This window comes from Pseudomonas salmasensis, assembly GCF_014268375.2.
Taxonomy (GTDB): domain Bacteria; phylum Pseudomonadota; class Gammaproteobacteria; order Pseudomonadales; family Pseudomonadaceae; genus Aquipseudomonas; species Aquipseudomonas salmasensis.
In genome coordinates this window covers 5,903,784-5,923,487 of the sequence record NZ_CP077083.1, presented here as the reverse complement: position 1 = coordinate 5,923,487, position 19,704 = coordinate 5,903,784, and the positions used below count along the sequence as shown (strand labels likewise).

The 19,704-nt window shown below is 57.7% G+C and carries 21 protein-coding genes and 1 pseudogene; 6 read left to right on the top strand and 16 right to left on the bottom strand.

Translation table 11 applies throughout. The features are described 5' to 3' along the window. Nucleotides 1–25 precede the first annotated feature (25 nt). The 5 genes from HU731_RS26730 to HU731_RS26710 are packed head-to-tail and all read left to right on the top strand — an operon-like array spanning nt 26 to nt 4,438. Nucleotides 26–451 (top strand): HPF/RaiA family ribosome-associated protein, encoded by a 426-nt coding sequence (locus tag HU731_RS26730; RefSeq protein WP_003235863.1) that lies wholly within the window; start codon nt 26–28, stop codon nt 449–451. An 11-nt stretch (nt 452–462) separates the two neighbouring features. Next, nucleotides 463–1,590, top strand: coding sequence for a baeRF3 domain-containing protein (locus HU731_RS26725; RefSeq protein WP_003235861.1), 1,128 nt, complete (start codon nt 463–465; stop codon nt 1,588–1,590). A 35-nt stretch (nt 1,591–1,625) separates the two neighbouring features. Beyond that, the gene (locus HU731_RS26720) at nt 1,626–1,919 is read left to right on the top strand and encodes a hypothetical protein (RefSeq protein WP_003235859.1); all 294 of its coding nucleotides are present in this window, start codon (nt 1,626–1,628) and stop codon (nt 1,917–1,919) included. A gap of 27 nt (nt 1,920–1,946) precedes the next feature. Continuing rightward, nucleotides 1,947–3,590 carry a malate dehydrogenase (quinone) gene (mqo, locus tag HU731_RS26715; protein WP_003235857.1) on the top strand — a complete coding sequence of 548 codons (1,644 nt, stop codon included), beginning with the start codon at nt 1,947–1,949 and terminating at the stop codon, nt 3,588–3,590. Nucleotides 3,591–3,598: 8 nt separating this feature from the next. After that, complete coding sequence (locus HU731_RS26710) at nt 3,599–4,438, top strand: MBL fold metallo-hydrolase (protein WP_032871055.1); 840 nt, start codon at nt 3,599–3,601, stop codon at nt 4,436–4,438. A gap of 1,113 nt (nt 4,439–5,551) precedes the next feature. On the opposite strand, the gene HU731_RS26705 is transcribed toward HU731_RS26710, so the two are convergent. The 12 genes and pseudogenes from HU731_RS26705 to HU731_RS26650 all read right to left on the bottom strand — a co-directional run bounded on the left by HU731_RS26705 (nt 5,552) and on the right by HU731_RS26650 (nt 15,123). Then, nucleotides 5,552–6,283 carry a TIGR03747 family integrating conjugative element membrane protein gene (locus tag HU731_RS26705; protein WP_003235854.1) on the bottom strand — a complete coding sequence of 244 codons (732 nt, stop codon included), beginning with the start codon at nt 6,281–6,283 and terminating at the stop codon, nt 5,552–5,554. An 88-nt stretch (nt 6,284–6,371) separates the two neighbouring features. After that, a complete protein-coding gene (gene traD, locus HU731_RS26700; RefSeq protein ID WP_003235852.1) occupies nt 6,372–8,477 on the bottom strand; it encodes a type IV conjugative transfer system coupling protein TraD in 2,106 nt (701 codons plus the stop codon). 9 nt (nt 8,478–8,486) lie between these two features. Next, on the bottom strand, nt 8,487–9,002 hold the full coding sequence (locus HU731_RS26695) for an integrating conjugative element protein (protein WP_032871006.1): 516 nt from the start codon (nt 9,000–9,002) through the stop codon (nt 8,487–8,489). After that, nucleotides 8,999–9,541, bottom strand: coding sequence for a lysozyme family protein (locus tag HU731_RS26690; protein WP_003235847.1), 543 nt, complete (start codon nt 9,539–9,541; stop codon nt 8,999–9,001). Before HU731_RS26690 ends, HU731_RS26695 begins: the two co-directional genes overlap by 4 nt. After that, nucleotides 9,523–10,242, bottom strand: a complete 720-nt coding sequence (locus HU731_RS26685; protein ID WP_186606228.1) for a TIGR03759 family integrating conjugative element protein — start codon at nt 10,240–10,242, stop codon at nt 9,523–9,525. The genes HU731_RS26690 and HU731_RS26685 overlap by 19 nt, the downstream gene beginning before the upstream one ends. A 9-nt stretch (nt 10,243–10,251) precedes the next feature. Beyond that, complete coding sequence (locus tag HU731_RS26680) at nt 10,252–10,923, bottom strand: hypothetical protein (protein ID WP_003235843.1); 672 nt, start codon at nt 10,921–10,923, stop codon at nt 10,252–10,254. Beyond that, entirely contained in the window at nt 10,920–11,462 is a 543-nt protein-coding gene (gene pilL2, locus HU731_RS26675; RefSeq protein WP_003235840.1) for a PFGI-1 class ICE element type IV pilus protein PilL2, read from the bottom strand. The genes HU731_RS26680 and pilL2 overlap by 4 nt, the downstream gene beginning before the upstream one ends. 89 nt (nt 11,463–11,551) lie before the next feature. Continuing rightward, nucleotides 11,552–12,316, bottom strand: coding sequence for a DUF5983 family protein (locus HU731_RS26670; RefSeq protein WP_003235839.1), 765 nt, complete (start codon nt 12,314–12,316; stop codon nt 11,552–11,554). A 46-nt stretch (nt 12,317–12,362) separates the two neighbouring features. Continuing rightward, nucleotides 12,363–12,857: a JAB domain-containing protein gene (locus HU731_RS26665; RefSeq protein WP_003235837.1), complete on the bottom strand. Its 495-nt coding sequence runs from the start codon at nt 12,855–12,857 to the stop codon at nt 12,363–12,365. A gap of 100 nt (nt 12,858–12,957) precedes the next feature. Continuing rightward, nucleotides 12,958–13,215 (bottom strand): hypothetical protein, encoded by a 258-nt coding sequence (locus tag HU731_RS26660; RefSeq protein ID WP_003235833.1) that lies wholly within the window; start codon nt 13,213–13,215, stop codon nt 12,958–12,960. A 71-nt stretch (nt 13,216–13,286) separates the two neighbouring features. After that, nucleotides 13,287–13,869 (bottom strand): annotated as a pseudogene (locus HU731_RS26655) (STY4534 family ICE replication protein). Nucleotides 13,870–14,781: 912 nt separating this feature from the next. Next, a complete protein-coding gene (locus HU731_RS26650; protein WP_003235829.1) occupies nt 14,782–15,123 on the bottom strand; it encodes a type II toxin-antitoxin system RelB family anti-toxin in 342 nt (113 codons plus the stop codon). A gap of 208 nt (nt 15,124–15,331) precedes the next feature. On the opposite strand from HU731_RS26650, the gene HU731_RS26645 reads away from it, so the two are divergent. Further along, entirely contained in the window at nt 15,332–15,589 is a 258-nt protein-coding gene (locus tag HU731_RS26645; protein ID WP_060766757.1) for a hypothetical protein, read from the top strand. 42 nt (nt 15,590–15,631) lie between these two features. Here HU731_RS26645 and HU731_RS26640 read toward each other — a convergent pair whose 3' ends face one another. The 4 genes from HU731_RS26640 to HU731_RS26625 all read right to left on the bottom strand — a co-directional run bounded on the left by HU731_RS26640 (nt 15,632) and on the right by HU731_RS26625 (nt 19,549). Then, nucleotides 15,632–17,599 carry a DNA topoisomerase III gene (locus HU731_RS26640; RefSeq protein ID WP_003235825.1) on the bottom strand — a complete coding sequence of 656 codons (1,968 nt, stop codon included), beginning with the start codon at nt 17,597–17,599 and terminating at the stop codon, nt 15,632–15,634. Nucleotides 17,600–17,826: 227 nt separating this feature from the next. Further along, entirely contained in the window at nt 17,827–18,282 is a 456-nt protein-coding gene (locus HU731_RS26635) for a single-stranded DNA-binding protein (protein WP_003235824.1), read from the bottom strand. Beyond that, a complete protein-coding gene (locus HU731_RS26630; protein WP_003235822.1) occupies nt 18,279–18,797 on the bottom strand; it encodes a DUF3158 family protein in 519 nt (172 codons plus the stop codon). Before HU731_RS26630 ends, HU731_RS26635 begins: the two co-directional genes overlap by 4 nt. Then, nucleotides 18,794–19,549: a PFL_4669 family integrating conjugative element protein gene (locus HU731_RS26625; RefSeq protein WP_003235820.1), complete on the bottom strand. Its 756-nt coding sequence runs from the start codon at nt 19,547–19,549 to the stop codon at nt 18,794–18,796. Before HU731_RS26625 ends, HU731_RS26630 begins: the two co-directional genes overlap by 4 nt. Nucleotides 19,550–19,704: the final 155 nt, after the last annotated feature.

Genomic DNA, 19,704 nt, shown 5'->3' with positions numbered 1-19,704 from the left:
TTTCAGGACAGAAGAGGAATTGACCATGCTGGTACAGGTAGACAGTAATCATATTGAAGGCAGTGCCGATCTTCAGGCGTGGGTAGGCAGTACGGTGGTGGACGAGCTGGAGCGCTACAGCTCGGTGCTGACGCGCGTGGAAATCCATGTGGGCGACGTGAATGCGCAGAAGTCCGGTCCGCAAGACAAACGTTGCCAGATCGAAGTGCGCCCCAAGGGCCACAGCTCGTTGTCCGTTACGCATCAGGCGGAAAGCCTGGAGCTGGCCGTCGCTGGCGCCGCGCGCAAAATCCACCACGCGCTGGAACATCTGATGGGGCGCTTGTCACCCAAAGTCGAATCCACCGGGCATCTGACGGCGCCCCCGGTCCAGGAAGAATCGCCGACGCAGATCGACGCGCTGATCGAAGACGATTTCCTGGCCAGGCAGGCTGATCTGGACAAACACTGAGGAGGCTCCCCATGGTCCACGTTCAAACCTTTACCCGCGACACCCTGAACACGCTTCTGGGCCTGGCGGATCGCACCAACCTGAGTGTCTACATGCCCGCCCAGCAGACGTTCCCCGAACGCACGCAAAACCCGATTCGCTTGAAGAACCTCATCAAAGACCTCGAAGGCCTGCTGACTGATCAGGCGCAGGCCGAGACGCTGCTTGCACCGTTTCATGACCTGGTGGCCGACACGGAGTTCTGGAATAGCTGCCCGCCTTCGATCGCGATCTTTGGCGGCGCCGAGCATTTTCTGGTGGTGGGGTTGCACCGGCCGGTTCAAGAAACCGCCATCGTCAATCGCCACCCCTACCTCAGGCCGCTGCTGCGCCAGGCGCCGATGACCGAACGCTACCAGGCGCTGTGCCTGACGCGGGACAGCGTGCGGGTTTACGAGGGCGCCGCGCAGACACTGCAGCAAGTCGAATTGCCGGAGGCGGTGCCCACCTCCCAGGCCGATGCCTTGGGCGATCAACTGACCCCCCGCGACCAGCAAGGCCACCCCGACGGGTTCAGTGGCGCGGGCGAGCGCGGCGATCCGATGATGCATGAGTCGGGCGGTGGCGGTAAGCAGGACGAAGTGAACCTGGACCGCGAGCGGTTCTTCCGTGCCGTCGACAAAGCGATCACCGAGCACTGTTCGCGCGTCTGCAAACTGCCGTTGGTGCTGGTGGCGCTGCCCGAGAACCAGGCCGTGTTCAGGGCGCTCAGTCACAACCCCTTCCTGCTGGCCGACGGTGTGCGTAAAGACCCCGCCACGCTGTCGCCAGCCGAGTTGGCGCAGGCCTGCAGCGCCGTGATGAGCAAGCGCTATGAGGATTCGCTGAACACCGCGTTTGATCGATTTGGCGTGGCCGTAGGGCAGCGGCTTTATGCCTCGCGGCTGGTGGACATCGAGCATGCGACGCTGGAAGGCCGGGTGGCGTTGTTGCTGGTGGAGGCTGACGGCAGCGAGCCAGGCGCCCAGGTCGCCGAGGAGGACGCTGCGCTGGACGAGTTGATCCTGGCCGTTATCCGCCAGGGCGGCGAAGTGGTGGTCGTGCCTGCCGAGCGTTCGATGCCCACCGACACCCGCGCGGCGGCTGTATTGCGTTACTGAGGCGCACGGGCTTTTTACTCAGCAGGAGCGCGAGCATGGAAAAAAGCGAAAAAGCGATGGAGATTCGGGCCTGGCACCTTTTGCTTGAAGACGATAGCTACCGCCTGGATCAGCCTGACGACTTTTATCGGACCCTCATCAACCGCGCCGACGAGCTGGTACTGCGCGAGATCATCAGCCTGGAGGAATGGCAGCGGCTCAAGGACGCCGCAGACGCGGTCTACGCGAAAACGCTGCAAAGCCTTGCAGCCCAGCAACGCGATCGACTCGACACCGTGGCCATCGACCTGTGCATCGATGCGGCGCAGTCGACGTCCCCCCCGAAATAAACCGACCGTCGTGTCTTGGAGGCAACCATGAACAACCCGACCCTCAAAGGAGCACTGACCGCCCTGGCCCTGTCGCTGGGCATCTCGCACGCGTACGCCGCCGAAACCAAGCGCGTCGATGTGATGCTGGTGGGGGGCGGGATCATGAGCTCGACCCTGGCGGTGTGGCTCAGTGAACTGGAGCCGGGTTGGTCAATGGAGATGGTCGAGCGCCTGGACAAGGTCGCCGAGGAGAGCTCCAACGGCTGGAACAATGCCGGCACCGGCCACTCGGCGCTCGCCGAGCTGAACTACACCCCGGAAAAGGACGGCAAGATCAATATCACCAAGGCCGTTGAAATCAACGAAGCGTTCCAGATCACCCGGCAGTTCTTAGCCTGGCAAGTGAAAACCGGCGTGCTGCACAACCCGCGCTCGTTCATCAACTCCACGCCGCACATGAGTTTCGTGTGGGGCGACGACAACATCCGCTTCCTGAAAAAACGCTACGAGGCGTTGCAGGCCAGCCCGCTGTTCCGGCCGATGCAATATTCCGAAGACCCGGCGCAGATCAAGCAATGGGTGCCGCTGATGATGGAGGGCCGCGATCCTTCGCAAAAAATCGCCGCGACCTGGACGCCCATCGGCACTGACGTCAACTTCGGCGAGATCACTCGGCAGTTCGTCAGTCACCTGCAAACCCGCCAGAACTTCGCCCTCAGGCTGTCGACGGAAGTGCGCGACATTACGCGCAACGACGATGGCTCCTGGCACGTCGAATACAAAAACCTCAAGGACGGCACGACCGGCGCCACCGATGCGAAATTCCTGTTCATCGGGGCGGGCGGCGCGGCGTTGCCGTTGCTGCAGAAGTCCGGCATCGAGGAAGCCAAGGATTACGCCGGCTTTCCGGTGGGCGGTTCTTTCCTGGTGACCGACAATGCGCAGGTGGCCGAGCAGCACATGGCCAAGGCCTACGGCATTGCCTCCACGGGCGCGCCGCCGATGTCGGTGCCGCACCTGGACACCCGTGTACTCGATGGCAAACGGATGATTCTGTTTGGCCCGTTTGCGACGTTTTCCACCAAGTTCCTCAAGGAGGGCTCGTACTTCGATCTGGCCGCCAGCATGACCTTGCACAACGTCTGGCCGATGATGCGCGTCGGCGTGCGTGAGTTCGACCTGGTGCAGTACCTGGCCGGCCAGTTGATGCAATCGGACGATGATCGTTTCGATGCGCTGAAAGCGTATTTCCCCAACGCCAGAAAGGAAGACTGGCGTTTGTGGCAAGCCGGGCAGCGCGTGCAGATCATCAAGAAGGATGAAGACCAGGGCGGCGTGCTCAAGCTGGGTACCGAAGTGGTGGCGTCCAAGGACGGCAGCATCGCCGGCTTGCTGGGGGCTTCCCCAGGAGCGTCGACCGCAGCGCCGATCATGCTCGACCTGATGCAGAAGGTATTCAAGGACAAGCTGGCGAGCGCGCCTTGGCAGGAAAAGCTGCGCCAAATCGTACCCAGCTACGGCACGCACCTGAATGAACACCCCGACAAAGTCATGGAGGAATGGCGCTACACCAGCGAGTTGCTGCAACTGACGCCACCGCCGGACATCGACCGCCAACCCGGCGCCAAACCTCCCATCGACCCGATCAAGCAGCCACACGTGGATACCGACCCGGATCTGCAGCCATGACCCAAGGCCTGCGCGTGCATCATCTCAATTGTGGCTGCATGTGCCCGTTGGGCGGCGCCCTGTTCGATGGCTACAGCCGCGGCCTCACCGCCTCGGTGGTGTGCCATTGCCTGCTGATCGAGACCGCCACCAATGGCCTGATCCTGGTGGACACCGGTTTCGGCCAGCAGGACGTCGAGCATCCCGAACGCCTGAGCCGGTTTTTCCGGACATTCAATAACATCCAGCTCGAGCACCGTTTCACCGCCCTCGAGCAACTGCGCTTGATGGGCTTCCATCCCAACGACGTTCGCCACATCCTGCTCACGCACCTGGATTTCGACCACGCCGGTGGCCTGCAAGACTTCCCGAATGCGCGTGTGCACGTGATGCACCAGGAACTCAACCACGCCACCCTGGCGAATGGCTGGATCGAACAGCGCCGCTTCCTGCCCGCGCAATGGCGCGACGTCGCCGGCTGGCAACTGTACGCCCCGCACGGCGACACCTGGTTCGGCTTCGACTCGGTACGCGCCTTGGTCGGCGCCCAGGAAGAAGACATCCTGCTGGTGCCCCTCAGAGGCCACACCGCCGGCCACGCAGGCATCGCCATCCGCACCGCCGAGGGCTGGAAATTGCATGCTGGCGATGCCTACTTTCATCATGACGAAGTGCATTTACCCAAACGCCGCTGCCCACCTGGGATGCGCTTCTACCAGACCATGATGGACACCGACCGCCAGGCGCGGCTGCATAACCAGCAGAGGTTGCGGCAATTGGCGGCTGATGGTGGCGCGGCGGTGGATATATTTTGCAGCCATGATGCGCGTGAGCTGGAGCAAGCGCTTGATGCTGAATCGAGAATGTAGACAAGAGGAAATGATGGGAGGGCTTTAAGCGTGTAAAAAACTGCAATCTGACGCTAGGCGAAGCAGGACGTTGATTCTGACAGGGTCAGAATTTGGACGTGCCGCATTGCCTTCGGATGACTGTTATTGCGCCGTTCGGGAAAGAAGAGAAAGCATTTAGCAATGCAGGGAGGATATGTCTTTTGATATCGAGAGACGCGGCGGTAAGCAACGCTGGGAACGTCATCGATATCTGGAGTCAACGCTATGAGTGAAAGGTGGATGAAGAAAGTGAGGTCACTTGTATTGCGGCGCAAATCTGTAGAAGTCATGAGCGGGCGTAAGCCGTTTACCAAGTGCGGAACTCCCATGGTCTTTGCGGTAGAGCTCAAGCTGGTGCCTGAGCTCACTCCCGGGGCAAAACCAGCCAGACGCTCCACTGCGCCCGATCCACATTAAGGTGCAGCGTCTCAAAGCGGCTGAGCGCATGTCCTTCAAAATGGGCGCAGTTGCATGAATTTGGCCACTCATTGCATTCGACTTGACCAGTCCTCTTGTTGGCCTTGACCGGCTGAGATCGGCCGATTCTGTTGAAAAGTCGGCTTCGAATTCCACGGCAGAAAAGTACGCGCCTGAGATTGAAATCTGAGTTTTGCGCAGAAGGTTGATGGGTCTAATTTCACTTAGCAGCGTGCAAAAGAGGTGTTTTCATCCGTCAATATTAGAGCGCTTTGGGTAAGCCGAATTTTTTCAACAGAATCGGCCAAAAGCAGTTGTTGCGTAGACATTGAATTAGTTGCGGTAGGGGCGTAGTGATGTGGGTTCGAATCTCTTCTTTACCGTCAAATCAATAAAAAGCAAGTCTCTGATTTTCCCAAAGAAAGTCTATGGTTTTGGTTTGGCGTCCAAAAAAATAGCCCCACGGGACGATCATGGCACTGGCGCCTGTTCTGGTGCCAGCACGCTGCAGAACTTTCTCACATGCCGATGATGGCTTGGAATGCCTAAACCCACAGGCCTGACAAAACGGAACCATCAAGCATCCTTACCACCACAATCCCACGCCCGAAGCCCGATTCCTCTCTCTGGCTATCTATAGCAACCTCGTGCATTACATTCCAGCAGTACGTTCTATCAAAGGTGTTTTTTGAACGTTGCTGCAGTGATAGCAGTTGCTGTTCCGACCATCACCGCGCAAGGCAAGAAAATCGTCAGGGGATTGAGCGAAAACGGTAGGGATAGGTAGATAATCCAGGGCACGATCAGCAGTGGTAACACTGCTCGCTTAGCACGGTGATAAACAAAGCTGCTTTCTTGCCCAGCGCCAAATTTGCGCAGATCACGGCGCATTAACCCATCAACAAAGCCAGTGAGCATGCTCAGTAAGAACAGCGGCGTGGATAAGACCAGAATGGTCAGACGCACTACAAAGGTAAAAGTAACGTACACAGCAGCCAGCACGAAATCTTCAATACTCACGTAGAGCTGATTGGTCCAGTGCCAGAACCCGTTTCCCTGGCTCGACACCCGGGCCTGATGAGCAAAGTCCGCAAATCCAGTTTTGACCAAAAGCCACTGGTTGAGGAGATCCAATATCTGGACAATCATCTGCCCGGGTTGTTGGAGAATGAGTGAAGATTTGAAGTGCTCGCTAAGCCAACCCAGTTCATTAGTCAGCATGCCTTGGCTGTGTCTCCAGCCTTGATCCCCCCAGAAGCAAAGCAGGCCTGCCCACTCGGTCAAGATCGAGAACAGCAATGAGGCAATTAACAAACTGATGATGCGCAGTACTAAGCCGATCGCCGAGATGATCAATCCTGGGCGCTGGGTCGGTTGTGGCGGTGTGCTCCGAACGGAAGTCGCCATCGTTCACTCCATTGGGATTTGCATTTGGTATCGTCACGAAACCTTCTGAATAGCTTGCTGCTGCATCGACTCCTGTGGTGAGGCCGGGCTAGCCCACCTGATCCAAATCGAAGTTTGTAGTGGAGCCGCTACCGCTTGCACTCCACCATTGACCCGCCTGCTCGTTGTAAGCCGCCCGCATCATCTGGGTGAGCTCCTGCAGGTCATTGGGCATGGCATCGTCGTTGGAGGGTTTTGGCAACGGCATGCGTACTTTCCATAGCTGGCCACCGGCCTGGAAGGAGAACATTTGCCCCTTGGGCAAACTGACGATGTGAGCAGGCTCGATCAGCGGCACGCTGGTGCTGCTGACACGGTCCTGTGAGGACGAGGTGAAGTCCGTGTTGGCCTCCGGATCGGAGGTGTCGGTCGCACCCGAAACCAGGGTCTTAGTCAGCACATTAACCTTGGGCAACTGCTGGGTGAGCAGTTCCGCAGTCGCGGTTTCGCGCACCCGCAGCATCTGTAGAGTGTTGAAGTTGCCGACCACCTGGCCGGCCTTGGCACGGTTGCCTATACGTGCTTCGATATCGCTGAGGGTTTGAGTGTAGGCGGTTACCTGGATACCGGCACCGCCCCCCTTGTTGATCAGCGGAATGAACTCATCGCCCATCAACTCGTTGAACTCATCGGCATGCAGGTTGATTGGCAGTTTGTCACCAGCGTTGCCAGATTGAGGCAGCCCATGGTCAATGCCATGTTTATAGATATGTCCCGCGACCGAGACCAAGTCGGCGAACATTGAATTTCCCACGGCGGCGGCCACTTCGGCATCAGTCAGCGCATCCAGGCCAACGTAGACGATGCCGCGTTTTCGGATGATCTGCATCCAGTCGAAGATCGGCCGCGGGTCATCCAGGTCGGTATAGTTGGGAGCCAGTAACTGGGCGGTCTTGCCGGTGGTGAGTTTCTCCAGCAGCGGCAGTAGCGAGGCCACGATTTTGTCGAAGTAAGTGCGGTCGTAGCGCACCGCTGAACGCAGTCCGTCCATTACCGGATCAAATACACGCTTCACCGCCAGGTATTGCTCGATCGCCACCACCCGCTTTTCGCGTCCTATCATATGGCGCGGAATGTTCTTCTCTGTGAGCTTTCCTTCCAGCTGGACGATCACTTCCCACGCCTTAGGGTCGGTCTTGGCGAAAAACTGCTGGGCGTATTCGATGAACAGGGCATCAATGTTGACCACATGCCGCTGGATCTGCAGGTAGTCCGGACGCCGGCCCAATTCGATCAAAGCCCGGGCAATGATGTTGACGAAACGCCATGCGAACTCACGGAAGGCCGCGGAGTTACCTTCACCACTGAGCTGCCCAGCAATGCGAGATGCTACCTCAGAAATACGTCCGAAACGTCCCACGGCGTTGTAGCGGGCGGAGATTTCTGGCCAGCCCAGATGGAAGACATAAAACTCTTTCTCCCGACCGGCGCGTTTGGCTTCGATGTACATGCGCTTGAGCAAGTCAGCATCGCCCTTCGGATCGAAGACGATGACGACTTCGTGCTCAATGCGATGAATATCCTGGGTGATGTACACCTCGGCGAGTCGAGTCTTGCCGACGCGGGTCGTGCCCAGTACCAGGGTGTGACCGACCCGTTCGCCCAGTGGCAGACTGACTTCCGTTTCGTCGGGCTCGACCCCATGCAACAGCGACGAGCCACCTACCGGGGGCAAAGGGCGCAACGGATTGAAGGCACTGTCCCAAGCGGTGACTCGGGCCAATGTCGAGAGCGGAAACGGTGCATGTTCCAGGCGTCGTTCGAGTTCACGTGCCAGGCGATAGCGGGTCTGTTGGTCGACATAGCGGGCGGCCGCGGGATCCTGGGCCTCGACCAAGCGCTGGGTATGCAGGCGGGTCCAGCGAAATCCGCGGCCCATGAACAGACGCTTACAACTGATGGGAATATGCCGACTTGTCAGCTCGTAGCGAGGCAGCCGGCGGATATTGCGCCGATAGCGCAACACCTCCCAGGCTTGTCGGAGGCGGATCAAACCGAACAGGGCATAGGCCAGAGCCGCAATCAGACCGATCTCGGGTGATAGGGCCACGGCCCAGGGCGAATACACGCATAACACCGCCGCGGCGATGCAGATCGCCACGGTATATAGCTCGACTGCGGGCCGGAGTTTGGACTCCATCGCATGCTCGGCCATGACCCAGACTCACTGTTCCAGTGAGGTGGCTGTGATCAAGACAGGGTAGTGCTCAATTTTCAGGCGAGAGGCGATGTCGTTGCCGTTGACCGGCAGGATGGTGATGCCCGGCGCGGCTGCTCGAATTCGGGCCAGGGCTTCAGTATCGGTCACTTCGACGGCGAGACCGGCCGCCCCCATTTCTTGCAGTTCAGTCGCACGCTGATGCAGCCAAGCCAACGATTGGGGATCCTCCCCGACAAGGAAAAATGGCCGCAAGCCCGGCATGTCCAGGGTGCGAGTTGTGATTTGGCCTGGGCTCAAGTGAGAGCTGCGCACGGGCAGTATCCAGGTTTCATCGGCAAATGCAGATAGATCTGCATGTATGGCCCGAGCAGGCTGGGTCTTGTTGTTTATCGGCGGCCTGGAAGCTTCAAACTGGGGGCGGGTGAAACCGCCAGGCTGAACTTCTGCAAACGACAGTCCCGGCTGGGCGAGCGCAGGCAAGAGCACGGCGAAGTAATACGCACTGGGAAGTCGCTTCATGGTGGTGTGCCCTGTTTGAAGGAAAGCCTGTCGAGTTGGCGGGTAAAGCCGGCGCGGTAACGCGCGGCCAGCGTTCCTCCTGCCGGGCGGTGATATCGGCCGGCAGCTGACACCCAATCACCGGTGACGGCGTGATGCTCTTGCAGCAGCGCGGCAGTTACAGCCAGATTGCGGTAGGGTTCGAGGGCTTCGCAGGGACTGGAAAAATGCCGTCCGTGATAACCCAGGTTGATTTGCCCAAGCCCGGCATCGACGCGCTTGGCGTCATACCGAGCAAGTGCCTGAAGCAAGGCGTGACAGGCGGTCTGACAATTGGCGAAACGGTAAGGGCTCCCGGCAATATTCAGCGTCCAGGGCCAGGGCAGCAGTCGACCACGGAGGCGGGCGCCACTCTCCTGCAGGGCAATCGCGAACAACACCGTGGAAGGGACGTTGGCGTCATGCGCTGCCAATTGATAAGCCGGAGGCGGGAGTTCGTCTGCCCGGACGGCATGCACCGTCAGCAGGAGAGCAATAGCAATCAATCGAGACGTTGCCATTGTCCGTTCACCTGCTGAAATGTGACGGGTAACGGTCTCGGGGCTCCCAGGCTGAACCAGCGCCCGCGATCATGGTTCAGGGTGATTTGCCGGCGTTGAACCTTGCTCGGATCAATGCCTGCTTGCGTTGCCCAGCGCCGGACGTGTTCATCCTCGCCTTGGCTACCCACCACATAGATATCGAACGCTGTACCACTGCTTTGCAGACGCTGCGCTTCAGCGGTGCACGCAGGGCAATGGTCTTCGACAAACAGCGCACGGCGCGGCTCTACCGGTGAGCTAGCAGCGGGCGGGGATGCCATACCCTGGATCGGCAGCAGTCCGGGGAACAGCCTGGCCCAGGCCGCGGTGTAAGCATTTTGGTAGGCCAACTCGCGCTCGGCTCGTTTGGCTTCCAGCGCTACCTGCAATTCGGCATAGCGCTGGCGCTCTTGGTCGGTCTCTGCTTCGACGCCGAGCGCGGTCAGCGGATCCAGATTCGGGCTCCAGAAACCACGCGGGCCGGCTTGGATCTGTTCGAAGCGTGTCCACTCCTGCTCCGTCAGACCCCAGCTTGCCGCCTGTTCAGAGTGCGGACGCTCCAGCGGAGCAGACTGCGTGTCCTGGGTCCGTGACGGTGTCGTGACTGGGTTGCCCAGCGCAGCGCCCGTGCTCAGCAATGAAATGAAACAGACGATGGGGCTCAGCGGAGCTCTGTTCATGATCGCTTCTCAAGGGAGGTGCACGGTCTGGTCTGGGTGAGCGGTCACCGCGAAGATAGCCGCGTTCGGCTCCAGCACCTTCAGTTGCCATGTGCCGAACTGCTCGCCGTTGTGCAGCAACTGGATATCATTGAGCGAGCGACTGTCAGGAGGTGCGACCGCCAGAAAGCGCTCGCCACCGCGGTACTCGACGCTCAACACTGAAAATGGCGGCAGGAGCGGGGCAGGCTTGGGCTGAGCGGTTTTTTTCGGCTTGGCCGAGGAAGGCGTCGGTGGTGGGAGTGGTGGCTGGCTTTTGAGGTCCAGGAGTTGCTGCTCGACGTGCTCAAGTCGTGCACGTAGCGCGATCATGTCGGCTTCGGTAGCACGGGCTGCCAGCCCGTCGCGTAGCTCCTGTATCTCTTGCGCCCATTGATCCAACATCGGATCGAGGGTATTGGCCTGTTGCTCACTGGTATCGACCATCTGCTTCAGGTCTTTCAGTGCGTACTGCAGCTTCTCCTGCGCATCCAAGAGGGTGCTTGAATCACGTTGCAGGGTATCCAGGGTCTGTAAGCGTTGGGCGTTCGCATTTTCCAGCTCGGTCACGCGTTGATACTGGTTATACAAGCCACCACTCAGCCCGGAGACCGCCAGACAAAGGGAGCCGACAATGAGAGTTTGAAATGTCGAGGCTTTCATGGGCGTGCCTCCGACTGATGGGGCGAGGTTGGCGTGACTCGCACCGTGCCGCCATCATTTTTCTGCCGTTCGAAGCAGACCGAACGGCTGACCTCATCGATCGTGAGTTGCCAGGCGGGGCCAGCCAGTACTTGTAGAGCGTTGCTTAATGAAATCGGGCCGAGCCGGTAATGGGCGGCGGGCAGAGGCCGGGTAAACAGTATCTTTACGGGTTCGGCAGCAGGGCAGAGCGAATAACCTGAGCGCTGCAGCACGTAGTGCATCGCTTCCTGTACCGAAGGATTCAGGTTGAGCGGAATGCTCACGTCAATGATTTGAGCGAGAAGATCACGTTGCTCTGCTGTGGGCTCGGTGCTGACCAGCGTATAGCGGCCATAGCGGAGCTCTGTCGGGTGACTCTCTTCGGCTGTACTCCTCGAAAGCTGGGCCCGATTGGAACTACCGGCATTCTCTGGACTAGTCGGTGATGGGGTGGGGATCTGCACCGTGCAGGCGCTCAATAAACCCAGCAGGCAGACAGGCGTGAAAAAACGCTCCATGGAAAAAACCTCATGTCAGATTCAGTGCAGAACCTGACATGAGGTGAAGGAGCGGGTCAGTGAGTAAGTTGATTCAAGACGGGTCGTGTTTAAGTTGAACGCGTTGCTATTTCGTCATAAATGGCGAGCCCATCCAAGACGGCAGCGTCGGGGTCGAAAATCAACAACCTCACATCCGCCGATGCCGCCAGATACAGTACGTTGACAAGGGCTTCCGGTGTGCCAGCGTCGAGCTGCTCCTGCCTCAGCGATGTGTAAAGACCGCCCTCAATCTTCATCAGATTTTCGTCGCTCCAGGGCGTGCCGATCAACTTACACCCGAGGCCATTGCCGTCTGTCAGGGCGAAGGGTTCAAACAGCAGACCGGTTGGTCCGGAGTTGAAATTGCTAGCCCGGCGTTCCAAGTAGCGCAACGCCTCTTCAGTGAGGTGTGCGGTACTGATCTCCCAGGCTCGACTGTAGTGTCCCGTTTCGAACTTCAAGCGATGGACCATGGCTTGGGCTTCTTCCAAGGAGTAATGGTCACCGACATGCTGTCGTTCGTTGAGCATTTCGCCAGTCACGGCATAGATCACTTGCCGCACCAGCCCGCTGGACGGACAGCATTCATCCAGCTCATCCGGAATGAATTGGCCTTCGCTGATCAAGGCGAAATCATCGTTGAAAAGGCAGGGGAAAAGTTCCAGCGCATCGTCGGGTAGATGAGCTTGTGAGTCGTGTATGGAGCGAAAGCAGGGAGGGCAGTCGTTTGCGTAGGTGATCAGTAGCAGCCGTTCGATAGATAGCTTGTCATAGCAGCGGACGAATGGGTTTGAGGCACCCAGCATGTCTGGGGTTTGGGTAGTGGAGTTCATGAGTATTCTCCAGAATGAACAAGGCGCCCGAAGGCGCCTGTAAGGGTTAAAGCCAACCGTATTCGGCAAGAGAAAGTGGGCGACCTTCACCCACGATGAAGTGATCCAGTACGTGAACCTCGATCAACGCCAAGGCCTCCTTCAACCGTGCGGTCAAGACGCGATCTGCCTGGCTGGGTTCCGTACATCCCGAGGGATGGTTATGAACAAAAATGGCGGCTGCTGCGTTATGCGCCAAGGAACGCTTAACGACTTGGCGGGGGTAAACGCTGGCGCCATCGATGCTCCCGTGAAAGAGGATCTCGAATGCCAGAACGCGATGGCGGGCATCGATAAAAATCACACCGAAGATTTCATGCTCTTGGGGGGCAACATGCAGTTTTAGATATGAAGCCACGGCGTCAGGTGACGTCAGGCCGGGGCCGCGGGTGAACAGCCGACGATCCAGAATATGCAGCGCTTCGTCGATCAGCTGGTTTTCCTGGGCGATATGATCAGCCTCGACATCCGCGGTTTCAATCAGGGTGAGTGGGGTGCTCATGGGGTACCTCCGAAGGGAACAATCCGGGGGTACACCCCCGAGGGGAGTGGCGTCCCCGAGGTGGATATAGAGTCACGGGCATTGCCCGATGACGCGCTGTTTACAGCCGAGTGAATCGGTGGCGTTGTCCGTGCAGGTGTGAATCACAACCGTCGCAAGGCAATGGAGAAAAGGCTCTTATGCCCCAGCCGGTTTCGGGATCGAAGTCGGCACTGATGGGCAATAAGCGAACCAGCCTAAGGTGTATCGCGGCGATGCGTTGTTCGATCTCATCCGGCGAGTAATACAGCGATAACGTGCTGTAGTCCTCGTAAGCCGCACCGAACAGGCAGTCGTCGCAAAGCCAGAAGCATTCCATATTGGTTCTCCTGTGCTAGTTGAAGAAAAGGCGCTCGATTGAGCGCCTTGATGTAAAACATCATGGATTGTTCAGGCGGACTGAACAGCACGTGTGGCGACACGGCGGGCCGTGCGGGGAGTGGTTGGAGATTCAGGTACAATCCTGGCCTCTGTAGGGTTGTCGGTATCCTCCGCTTCGGCATCAGCCGACGTTGGAGAGGGTTCATTGATCTGCGCTGGCTCAGCAGGGTGCTGTTGCTTCCTGCCTGGCGGGCGCTTTGTATTCGAACTTGCCATTGACCTTGATCCAGTCGATGAACAGCAAACGACCTTTCAAGCTGGCGCCAGGTTGGCCTTGTTTATCGCCTTTCTCATAGAGAAATGGGTCGATCCACAGGTCACCAATACGGAACGACAGCAAGACCTTTTTCTCGGCTCTGACGGCGTCCATATAGAGACGAATCAAGCGGTCAGCTTCGCCACCAGCGACTTTGCAATCAAAGCGGGTGTACTCCACTGCATCGGAGGCACCATGCAAGGCTGCGATATCGCAGGCCATGAATGGCTGACCGCGGCGGACCTGTACTTCACGAACACGGTTGAGGTAGCCGATACCGGCGGTGTGCAGGTTGAAGTAAGAGGTCGCTTCTTGGGATTGGTTGGCGTAGGCCATGGTTGTTCTCCTGTTGCAAGGGAAAACGGCGACGCACAGCCCCTGACGGGAAAGTGAGCCCCCGTCAAGGTGGGTGAGTTGAAGTCGAGCGATGAACGACTCGTCACCGGCAAGCCGATGACCATCAGAATGATGCTTCTGGGGGAATAGCTGTGCAGCAGAGGGACGTCTGCGGTGGAAATCCGAAGGGATGGAGTAGTCGGCATTCATCACCGCTTAAGCGGTAACCGCGCGAGCTTCCGAACGCTGATCGCACTTGGGTAAACCGCCACGAACGTGGCGTAGCCTTGAAGGTTTTGGCTACCTGGGCTGGGCTGTCAACGACAGCGAACCACGCCCTTTGTATAAGCCTGTCACAGGGGAGCGTCAAGACGCTACAACCCGATTTTTTTACGCCGGAATACGGTGGTAGTCACTGGAATTAAGAAAATGAAAAAAAAGAAAAGTGGGCCTGGTGGTGTGCCAGGCGAGGAAGAGAAAAACCACCTTTGACGGTCTTACGCAGTCGACAAGCTCCTCGCAAAACTTAGTTGAACTGCGCAATGATTCGCCAACCGACCCTTGTCGTGGCCTGGGTCGGAATATGCTGGCACGCATCCGCGCACAAAGGGTGCCCTGTGTTTCCCCGGTGGGCTCCGGGACTGAATACGATCGCCGAAGCGGATGACCGCTATTGCCGGGTAGAGGCAACAGTGGTCATCCGCCACCACAATCAGGTCGAGCACAGAACGGGAACGAGATCCCGCAGAAGAGGAGGCTCCGAACTCGAAGAGTTTGACCGAACTGCCCGGAGCTAATCGGTCTTGGGTCGCCGTTGGCGATTATCCGAAGTTACTACAGCAGAGAGGTCAATAAGACGTCAAGCCTGCAGGTCCCCTTCATAGGACGCTACGTTTAGCACGATAAAAGGGGTCACTTACTGCCGAGATGTGCGGCTAATTGTTCGACGGTTGCCAAGATAAAGGCACGGTCGCTTTCTTTCAGTCCACTCAGCAGACCCGCGATCATCTGACCCTGGTCATTGGGGCGATTACTCGATGCCGTCAGGAGTTCATCCATCCGGCAATCGAAAATATCAGCCAGTTGCATCAGCTTGACCACTGAAAGCTCCACTACACCCCGTTCCAGGCGCGAGATAGCTTCGCTACCGATCCCTAAACGTTCAGCCACCTCTTCCTGAGTCAAATTACGCTCGCTGCGGTGCTTCGCGATCATGCGCCCGATTTGGGCTTGGGTTGGATGTTTATGTGCCAAGTGATGAGTTCTCCAGTTCAACCCGAATGGTTGAGCAAAGACCCGTTGACATGAACATCCTTAAAGGTTGAGTATCGACTCATTGGGTTGTTATAGTGACTGAAACAGCTGAGTATCGCGACGTGGTTTCTGTCCCTTTAGGGATCAGAGTCCAGATTGGTTAGTAAGAGCGACGGTCTGAAAGGACCATGTTGAGGGATGGTTGAACATGGAAGATGAGAGAAAGGACGTCATGGATCTGATTTGGGATCGAACACTGGAGTTGTTCATCAAGATTCATGATTGCCCGGATAATCCCGAATACTTCGAACGCCTTGTTCATTGGCTCAACGAAGATCCTGCCCACCTAAAAGCCTTCAACGAACTGGGGCAGATATGGATTTCGACAGGCATCGCTTTGGCCCGTGAAGTCGGACAACCTTTGATCGACTTGGAACGGGATCAGGCGCCGCTGATGATGCACTGAGCTGTGCACCACCCTAACTTCATGTTGATCTCAATCGAACGTTCATGGGCGGCGCGTCTCTTTTCTGAACTGCGTAGTGCCCTTGCAGTTCGGATACTGCGAGCATGACCAGAACGGTCCAGATTTGCCCTTCCGCTTGATCATTGAGGCATTGCAAATGGGGCAGGCCGGGCCGGCTTCGACCGGTATCGACAAGTTGAGCGCTCCATAGTGTTCGACCAACTTAGCAATCCAGTTCGCCTGCTTTGCGACAAACGCCTCCAAGGTCAGGCGTCCCGCTTCGATTTCGTCAAGCGCCTGCTCCCAGATCGCGGTCATGCCAGGATCCGCAACTGCAGCGGGTACCGCCTCTATCAGAGTATGGGCCGCCGCCGTAGCTATTAACGCGCGCTTTTTCTTCAGCAAATAACCGCGATCAATTAACCCTTTGATAATGCCGGCTCGTGTGGCTTCGGTCCCGATACCGGTGGTGTCCCGAAGTTTCTGTTTCAGGCGTGGGTCGTTGACAAGCTTGGCGACGTTTTTCATCGCCTTGATCAGATCACCCTCGGTGAGAGGTTTAGGAGCGGCAGTTCGCATGGATTTGAGTTCGACATTGTCCACTGCGCACTGCGTGCCCTGTTGCAAGATGGGTAAGACTTGGGATTTGTGACTGGGCTCATCCTCCTCGGTGTTTTCGGAGAGCGAGCTTTTCCAGCCCTGGACCAAGATCAGTTTGCCCACAGCGGTCAATCTTTCTTCGCCACACGCCAGTTCGACCTGGGTCCGATCAAACTCATGATGCGGAAGAAACTGCGCGAGGTAGTGGCTACGGATCATTTCGTAGACATGGCGTTCTTGTTCGGACATCCGCACCAGGTTTGCCGGTTCGGTGGTGGGGATGATGCCGTGGTGCGCAGTGACCTTGGCATTGTTCCATGCACGGGAGCGCAATGATTGATCGAGGTCCTCGAATGCAGGTCTGAGTGCAGGATCCGTTTTGAGCAGGGCGTCGAGTACCGCGGGAGCCTCGTTGAACATATTCTCTGGCAAATAGCGGCAATCGCTGCGCGGGTAGGTGGTGGCTTTGTGGGTTTCATACAGAGTTTGGGCGATGTTCAGGGTTTCCTGGACGCCGAGCCCCAGCTTACGCGAGCAGACTTCCTGCAACGTGCTTAGGTCGAAGGGCAGGGGCGGCGGTTCTCGGAAACGCTCAGTATGTAACGAGAGTACCGTGGCGGACTTCTGGTCGGTGATTGTTTGGATCGCGTGATGGGCAAGCGCCTGTTGTAGGCAACGTCCCGACTCGTCCCGTCCTGAGCATGGCGGTAACCACGACGCGATGAATCGCTGGCCCATCGACGATAGCTGAACTTCAACGTTCCAGTAAGGCATCGGGACGAAGCCGGCAATCGCACGATCCCGATCGACCACCAGACGTAAGGTGGGTGTCTGGACGCGTCCCACTGACAAAACGCCGTCGTAGCCTGCCCGCCGACCAAGAAGGGTAAACAAACGACTGAGGTTCATGCCGATCAGCCAGTCGGCCCGGCTGCGGGCGAGGGCCGAGTGATAGAGCGTAAAAGTCTCCTGACCAGACTTCAGCGAGGAGAGGGCTTTGCGAATCGACGCCTCGTTGAGGGCGGACAGCCAGAGGCGCTGAACAGCGCCTTGGTACTGGCAGAGCTCCAATAATTCGCGGGCAATCATCTCACCTTCGCGGTCGGCGTCGGTTGCGATGACAACGGTGGTGGCTTCGCTGAGCAGGCGTTTGATGATTTTGAACTGCGCGGCAGTCTTGGGTTTGACCTCGACCTGCCACTGCAAGGGAATGATCGGTAGATGATCCAACGACCAGTTTTTGTACTGAATGCCGTAGGTTTCAGGCGGGGCCGTCTCCAGTAGGTGGCCGATACACCAGGTGACAGTTGTCTCGGGGCCGATCAGGCAACCATCACCACGCCGAGTGGCTCCGAGAACCTTGGCGATGTCACGACCCTGGGAAGGTTTTTCGCAGAGGAAGAGGCGCATATAACTACTCCGGATTGAGTTCGGAGCAGCGTTGTTCGAAGTAGCAGGGGCGAGATATGAGAAACCCGAATGGCAGGTTCCTCATATTAGTCGGTGAGGGCGGCTTTGAATGGGCTGAAGCTGCTACCTTATTGGAGCGTTAGTAACTGGGTGGGGGCTTCATGAGCAGCGAGCAATGACAGGCCAGGAACTTCGCGCAAAGGCGCAATTTTTATGCCTGAAGTCGTTCAGGCCTTAGGTGATTGCCCTCTGTGTTTCCTGGGTTTCGAGGTCGGCGAGCTGGCCTGCTCAGTATTTTGAGCGGCCGCCGGCTCACTGGAGCGTTCTCGCATCACCACGCTGTGCACCCGGTGAGGCAGGATGCCAACTCGACGGGCCTCGATCTTGAAGGTCACCCGTGCATTGTCTTCACTGTCCTCCCACTCATCGCGCACCGTACGACCTTCGACCAGTACGCGCATGCCTTTCTGGTACAGCGTGCTCCAGTGTTCAGCCTCACGGTGCCAGAGCTCAACCGGCGCCCAATAGCCGCCCCGATCTTCATAGCTGCCCTCGCGTGGGATGGGGTTGTCGAAGTACACATTCAGACGTAGCAAGCGCCGTGGCTCATCATTGCCTGAGGCGAACTCCTGGAACTCTGGCGCACTGCCGATATTGCCTTCGCCGACGAAAAAAGTACTCATCGTGTTTTCTCCAATGCGGGTGTGAACTGGCGCAGCAACTGTTCGGCACTGGCCATTTTGATCGCGCAGGTCGTAGCCTGGCGGTAGAGCGAATGCACCACACTCATCTGAAGGTTTAGTGCGATACGCGCGCATTCGAAACGGTGCAATTCCTTTCGTACGATCTGCGGCAGTGCTTTGTTGGAGATCTGACGTTCCCAAACCGCCACACCCATGCGAGAAAAATCACGGGTGCGCCAACGCAAAAAGGTGCTGCCCGCACTGGTCTTCTGCAGCACCAATCGTATCTTCAATAGCGAGTACGGTGGCTGCCCGGCTTGCTGCACCACAGCCTCCATCAGGCGACATAGCTGCGCCTCGATTTCCCTCGCCACCTGCGCCAGGTGCTCCAACTCCCCCTTACCCTTAAAAGGTTTTAAAAGGCCTTTTAGGGAGGCAGCGTGTTCGAGCTGCCGATAGGCATCCGGTGTTAACGCTTCGAAGGGCATTGGCTGAATCGGGATCATGGGATTCATGCATCAGCCTCCGACTCATCTACGCTCGCAGACGGACCGTCTACTACCTCTGCCAAAGCGTCAGCGTCATCCACTGCTACAGCACCACGGCGAATGATCGGCGGCGCAAACTGAGAACGGCGATGACCCTCAAGGATGTCCATCGGGGGCAATCCATACTTCTCCACGGCCGCCAGGGCGCGGGCATTATTTGCTGCCATATCATCGCGTGTAACGCCGGCATGTCGATAACGTTGCGCCTGACCGAACAGGCTGCGTAACAGGTGGGCACCGTCGTCGATCCAGGCTTCCATGTCTCTTCGGCCGATCAACGCCGTGTGATGGGCCAAGAGGGTATGGCGGACCAGCGTGTCGTAGTCGGTTAGCAGGTAAACCGCCAGAAAACCCAGCTGACTGCCGATGTACAATGGCAAAGTGACGGGGTGGATGTTGAGGTTGTCCCCCATGTCGATCTGAGTCGGCAAGTCCTGTCTGATCCGGTCCAGCTGTTGGGTCAGTTCTCCCATCCCAGCCTTTGCCTGCATCAGTTTTTCTTCGAGCTGAACGATGGCCCAATCGGCATAGGGATCGTCCTGGGCCGCGGCTTGTTTGATCAGGTTGGTGACACTGATGTAACCGGCCATACCCATGATTGAGTGGACGCCTTCGCGTGCGGCTCGACCTTGCCAGATACGGGCTGCATGGTGGGTATGCAGGGTCAGGGTGATGCTGCTGCGCAATGAACCCAGATTGAGTTGATAGTGATCGGCCATTGTGTTGTCCTCGCATTGGCTTGGACGGGACGTTGCGACAGATGAGGGGCAAGGACAGCCAAAAAGCTGAATGCGGTCTATTCGGTTTGGTGAGAGAAGGCAAATGCCTGACGTCTACGTTTATTGGAACTACGCCCAGGCGTTTCCCTAAACGC

Excerpts from the sequence above, each read along its gene's own strand:
- pilL2 (WP_003235840.1), bottom strand. The coding sequence starts at position 11,462 with ATGGAGCGTTTTTTCACGCCTGTCTGCCTGCTGGGTTTATTGAGCGCC.
- HU731_RS26635 (WP_003235824.1), bottom strand. The coding sequence starts at position 18,282 with ATGAGTACTTTTTTCGTCGGCGAAGGCAATATCGGCAGTGCGCCAGAG.
- HU731_RS26625 (WP_003235820.1), bottom strand. The coding sequence starts at position 19,549 with ATGGCCGATCACTATCAACTCAATCTGGGTTCATTGCGCAGCAGCATC.
- HU731_RS26670 (WP_003235839.1), bottom strand. The coding sequence starts at position 12,316 with ATGAACTCCACTACCCAAACCCCAGACATGCTGGGTGCCTCAAACCCA.
- HU731_RS26640 (WP_003235825.1), bottom strand. The coding sequence starts at position 17,599 with ATGCGCCTCTTCCTCTGCGAAAAACCTTCCCAGGGTCGTGACATCGCC.
- HU731_RS26630 (WP_003235822.1), bottom strand. The coding sequence starts at position 18,797 with ATGAATCCCATGATCCCGATTCAGCCAATGCCCTTCGAAGCGTTAACA.
- HU731_RS26730 (WP_003235863.1), top strand. The coding sequence starts at position 26 with ATGCTGGTACAGGTAGACAGTAATCATATTGAAGGCAGTGCCGATCTT.
- HU731_RS26645 (WP_060766757.1), top strand. The coding sequence starts at position 15,332 with ATGGAAGATGAGAGAAAGGACGTCATGGATCTGATTTGGGATCGAACA.
- HU731_RS26690 (WP_003235847.1), bottom strand. The coding sequence starts at position 9,541 with ATGGCAACGTCTCGATTGATTGCTATTGCTCTCCTGCTGACGGTGCAT.
- HU731_RS26685 (WP_186606228.1), bottom strand. The coding sequence starts at position 10,242 with ATGAACAGAGCTCCGCTGAGCCCCATCGTCTGTTTCATTTCATTGCTG.
- traD (WP_003235852.1), bottom strand. The coding sequence starts at position 8,477 with ATGGCCGAGCATGCGATGGAGTCCAAACTCCGGCCCGCAGTCGAGCTA.
- HU731_RS26725 (WP_003235861.1), top strand. The coding sequence starts at position 463 with ATGGTCCACGTTCAAACCTTTACCCGCGACACCCTGAACACGCTTCTG.
- HU731_RS26705 (WP_003235854.1), bottom strand. The coding sequence starts at position 6,283 with ATGGCGACTTCCGTTCGGAGCACACCGCCACAACCGACCCAGCGCCCA.
- HU731_RS26680 (WP_003235843.1), bottom strand. The coding sequence starts at position 10,923 with ATGAAAGCCTCGACATTTCAAACTCTCATTGTCGGCTCCCTTTGTCTG.
- HU731_RS26665 (WP_003235837.1), bottom strand. The coding sequence starts at position 12,857 with ATGAGCACCCCACTCACCCTGATTGAAACCGCGGATGTCGAGGCTGAT.
- mqo (WP_003235857.1), top strand. The coding sequence starts at position 1,947 with ATGAACAACCCGACCCTCAAAGGAGCACTGACCGCCCTGGCCCTGTCG.
- HU731_RS26660 (WP_003235833.1), bottom strand. The coding sequence starts at position 13,215 with ATGGAATGCTTCTGGCTTTGCGACGACTGCCTGTTCGGTGCGGCTTAC.
- HU731_RS26720 (WP_003235859.1), top strand. The coding sequence starts at position 1,626 with ATGGAAAAAAGCGAAAAAGCGATGGAGATTCGGGCCTGGCACCTTTTG.
- HU731_RS26695 (WP_032871006.1), bottom strand. The coding sequence starts at position 9,002 with ATGAAGCGACTTCCCAGTGCGTATTACTTCGCCGTGCTCTTGCCTGCG.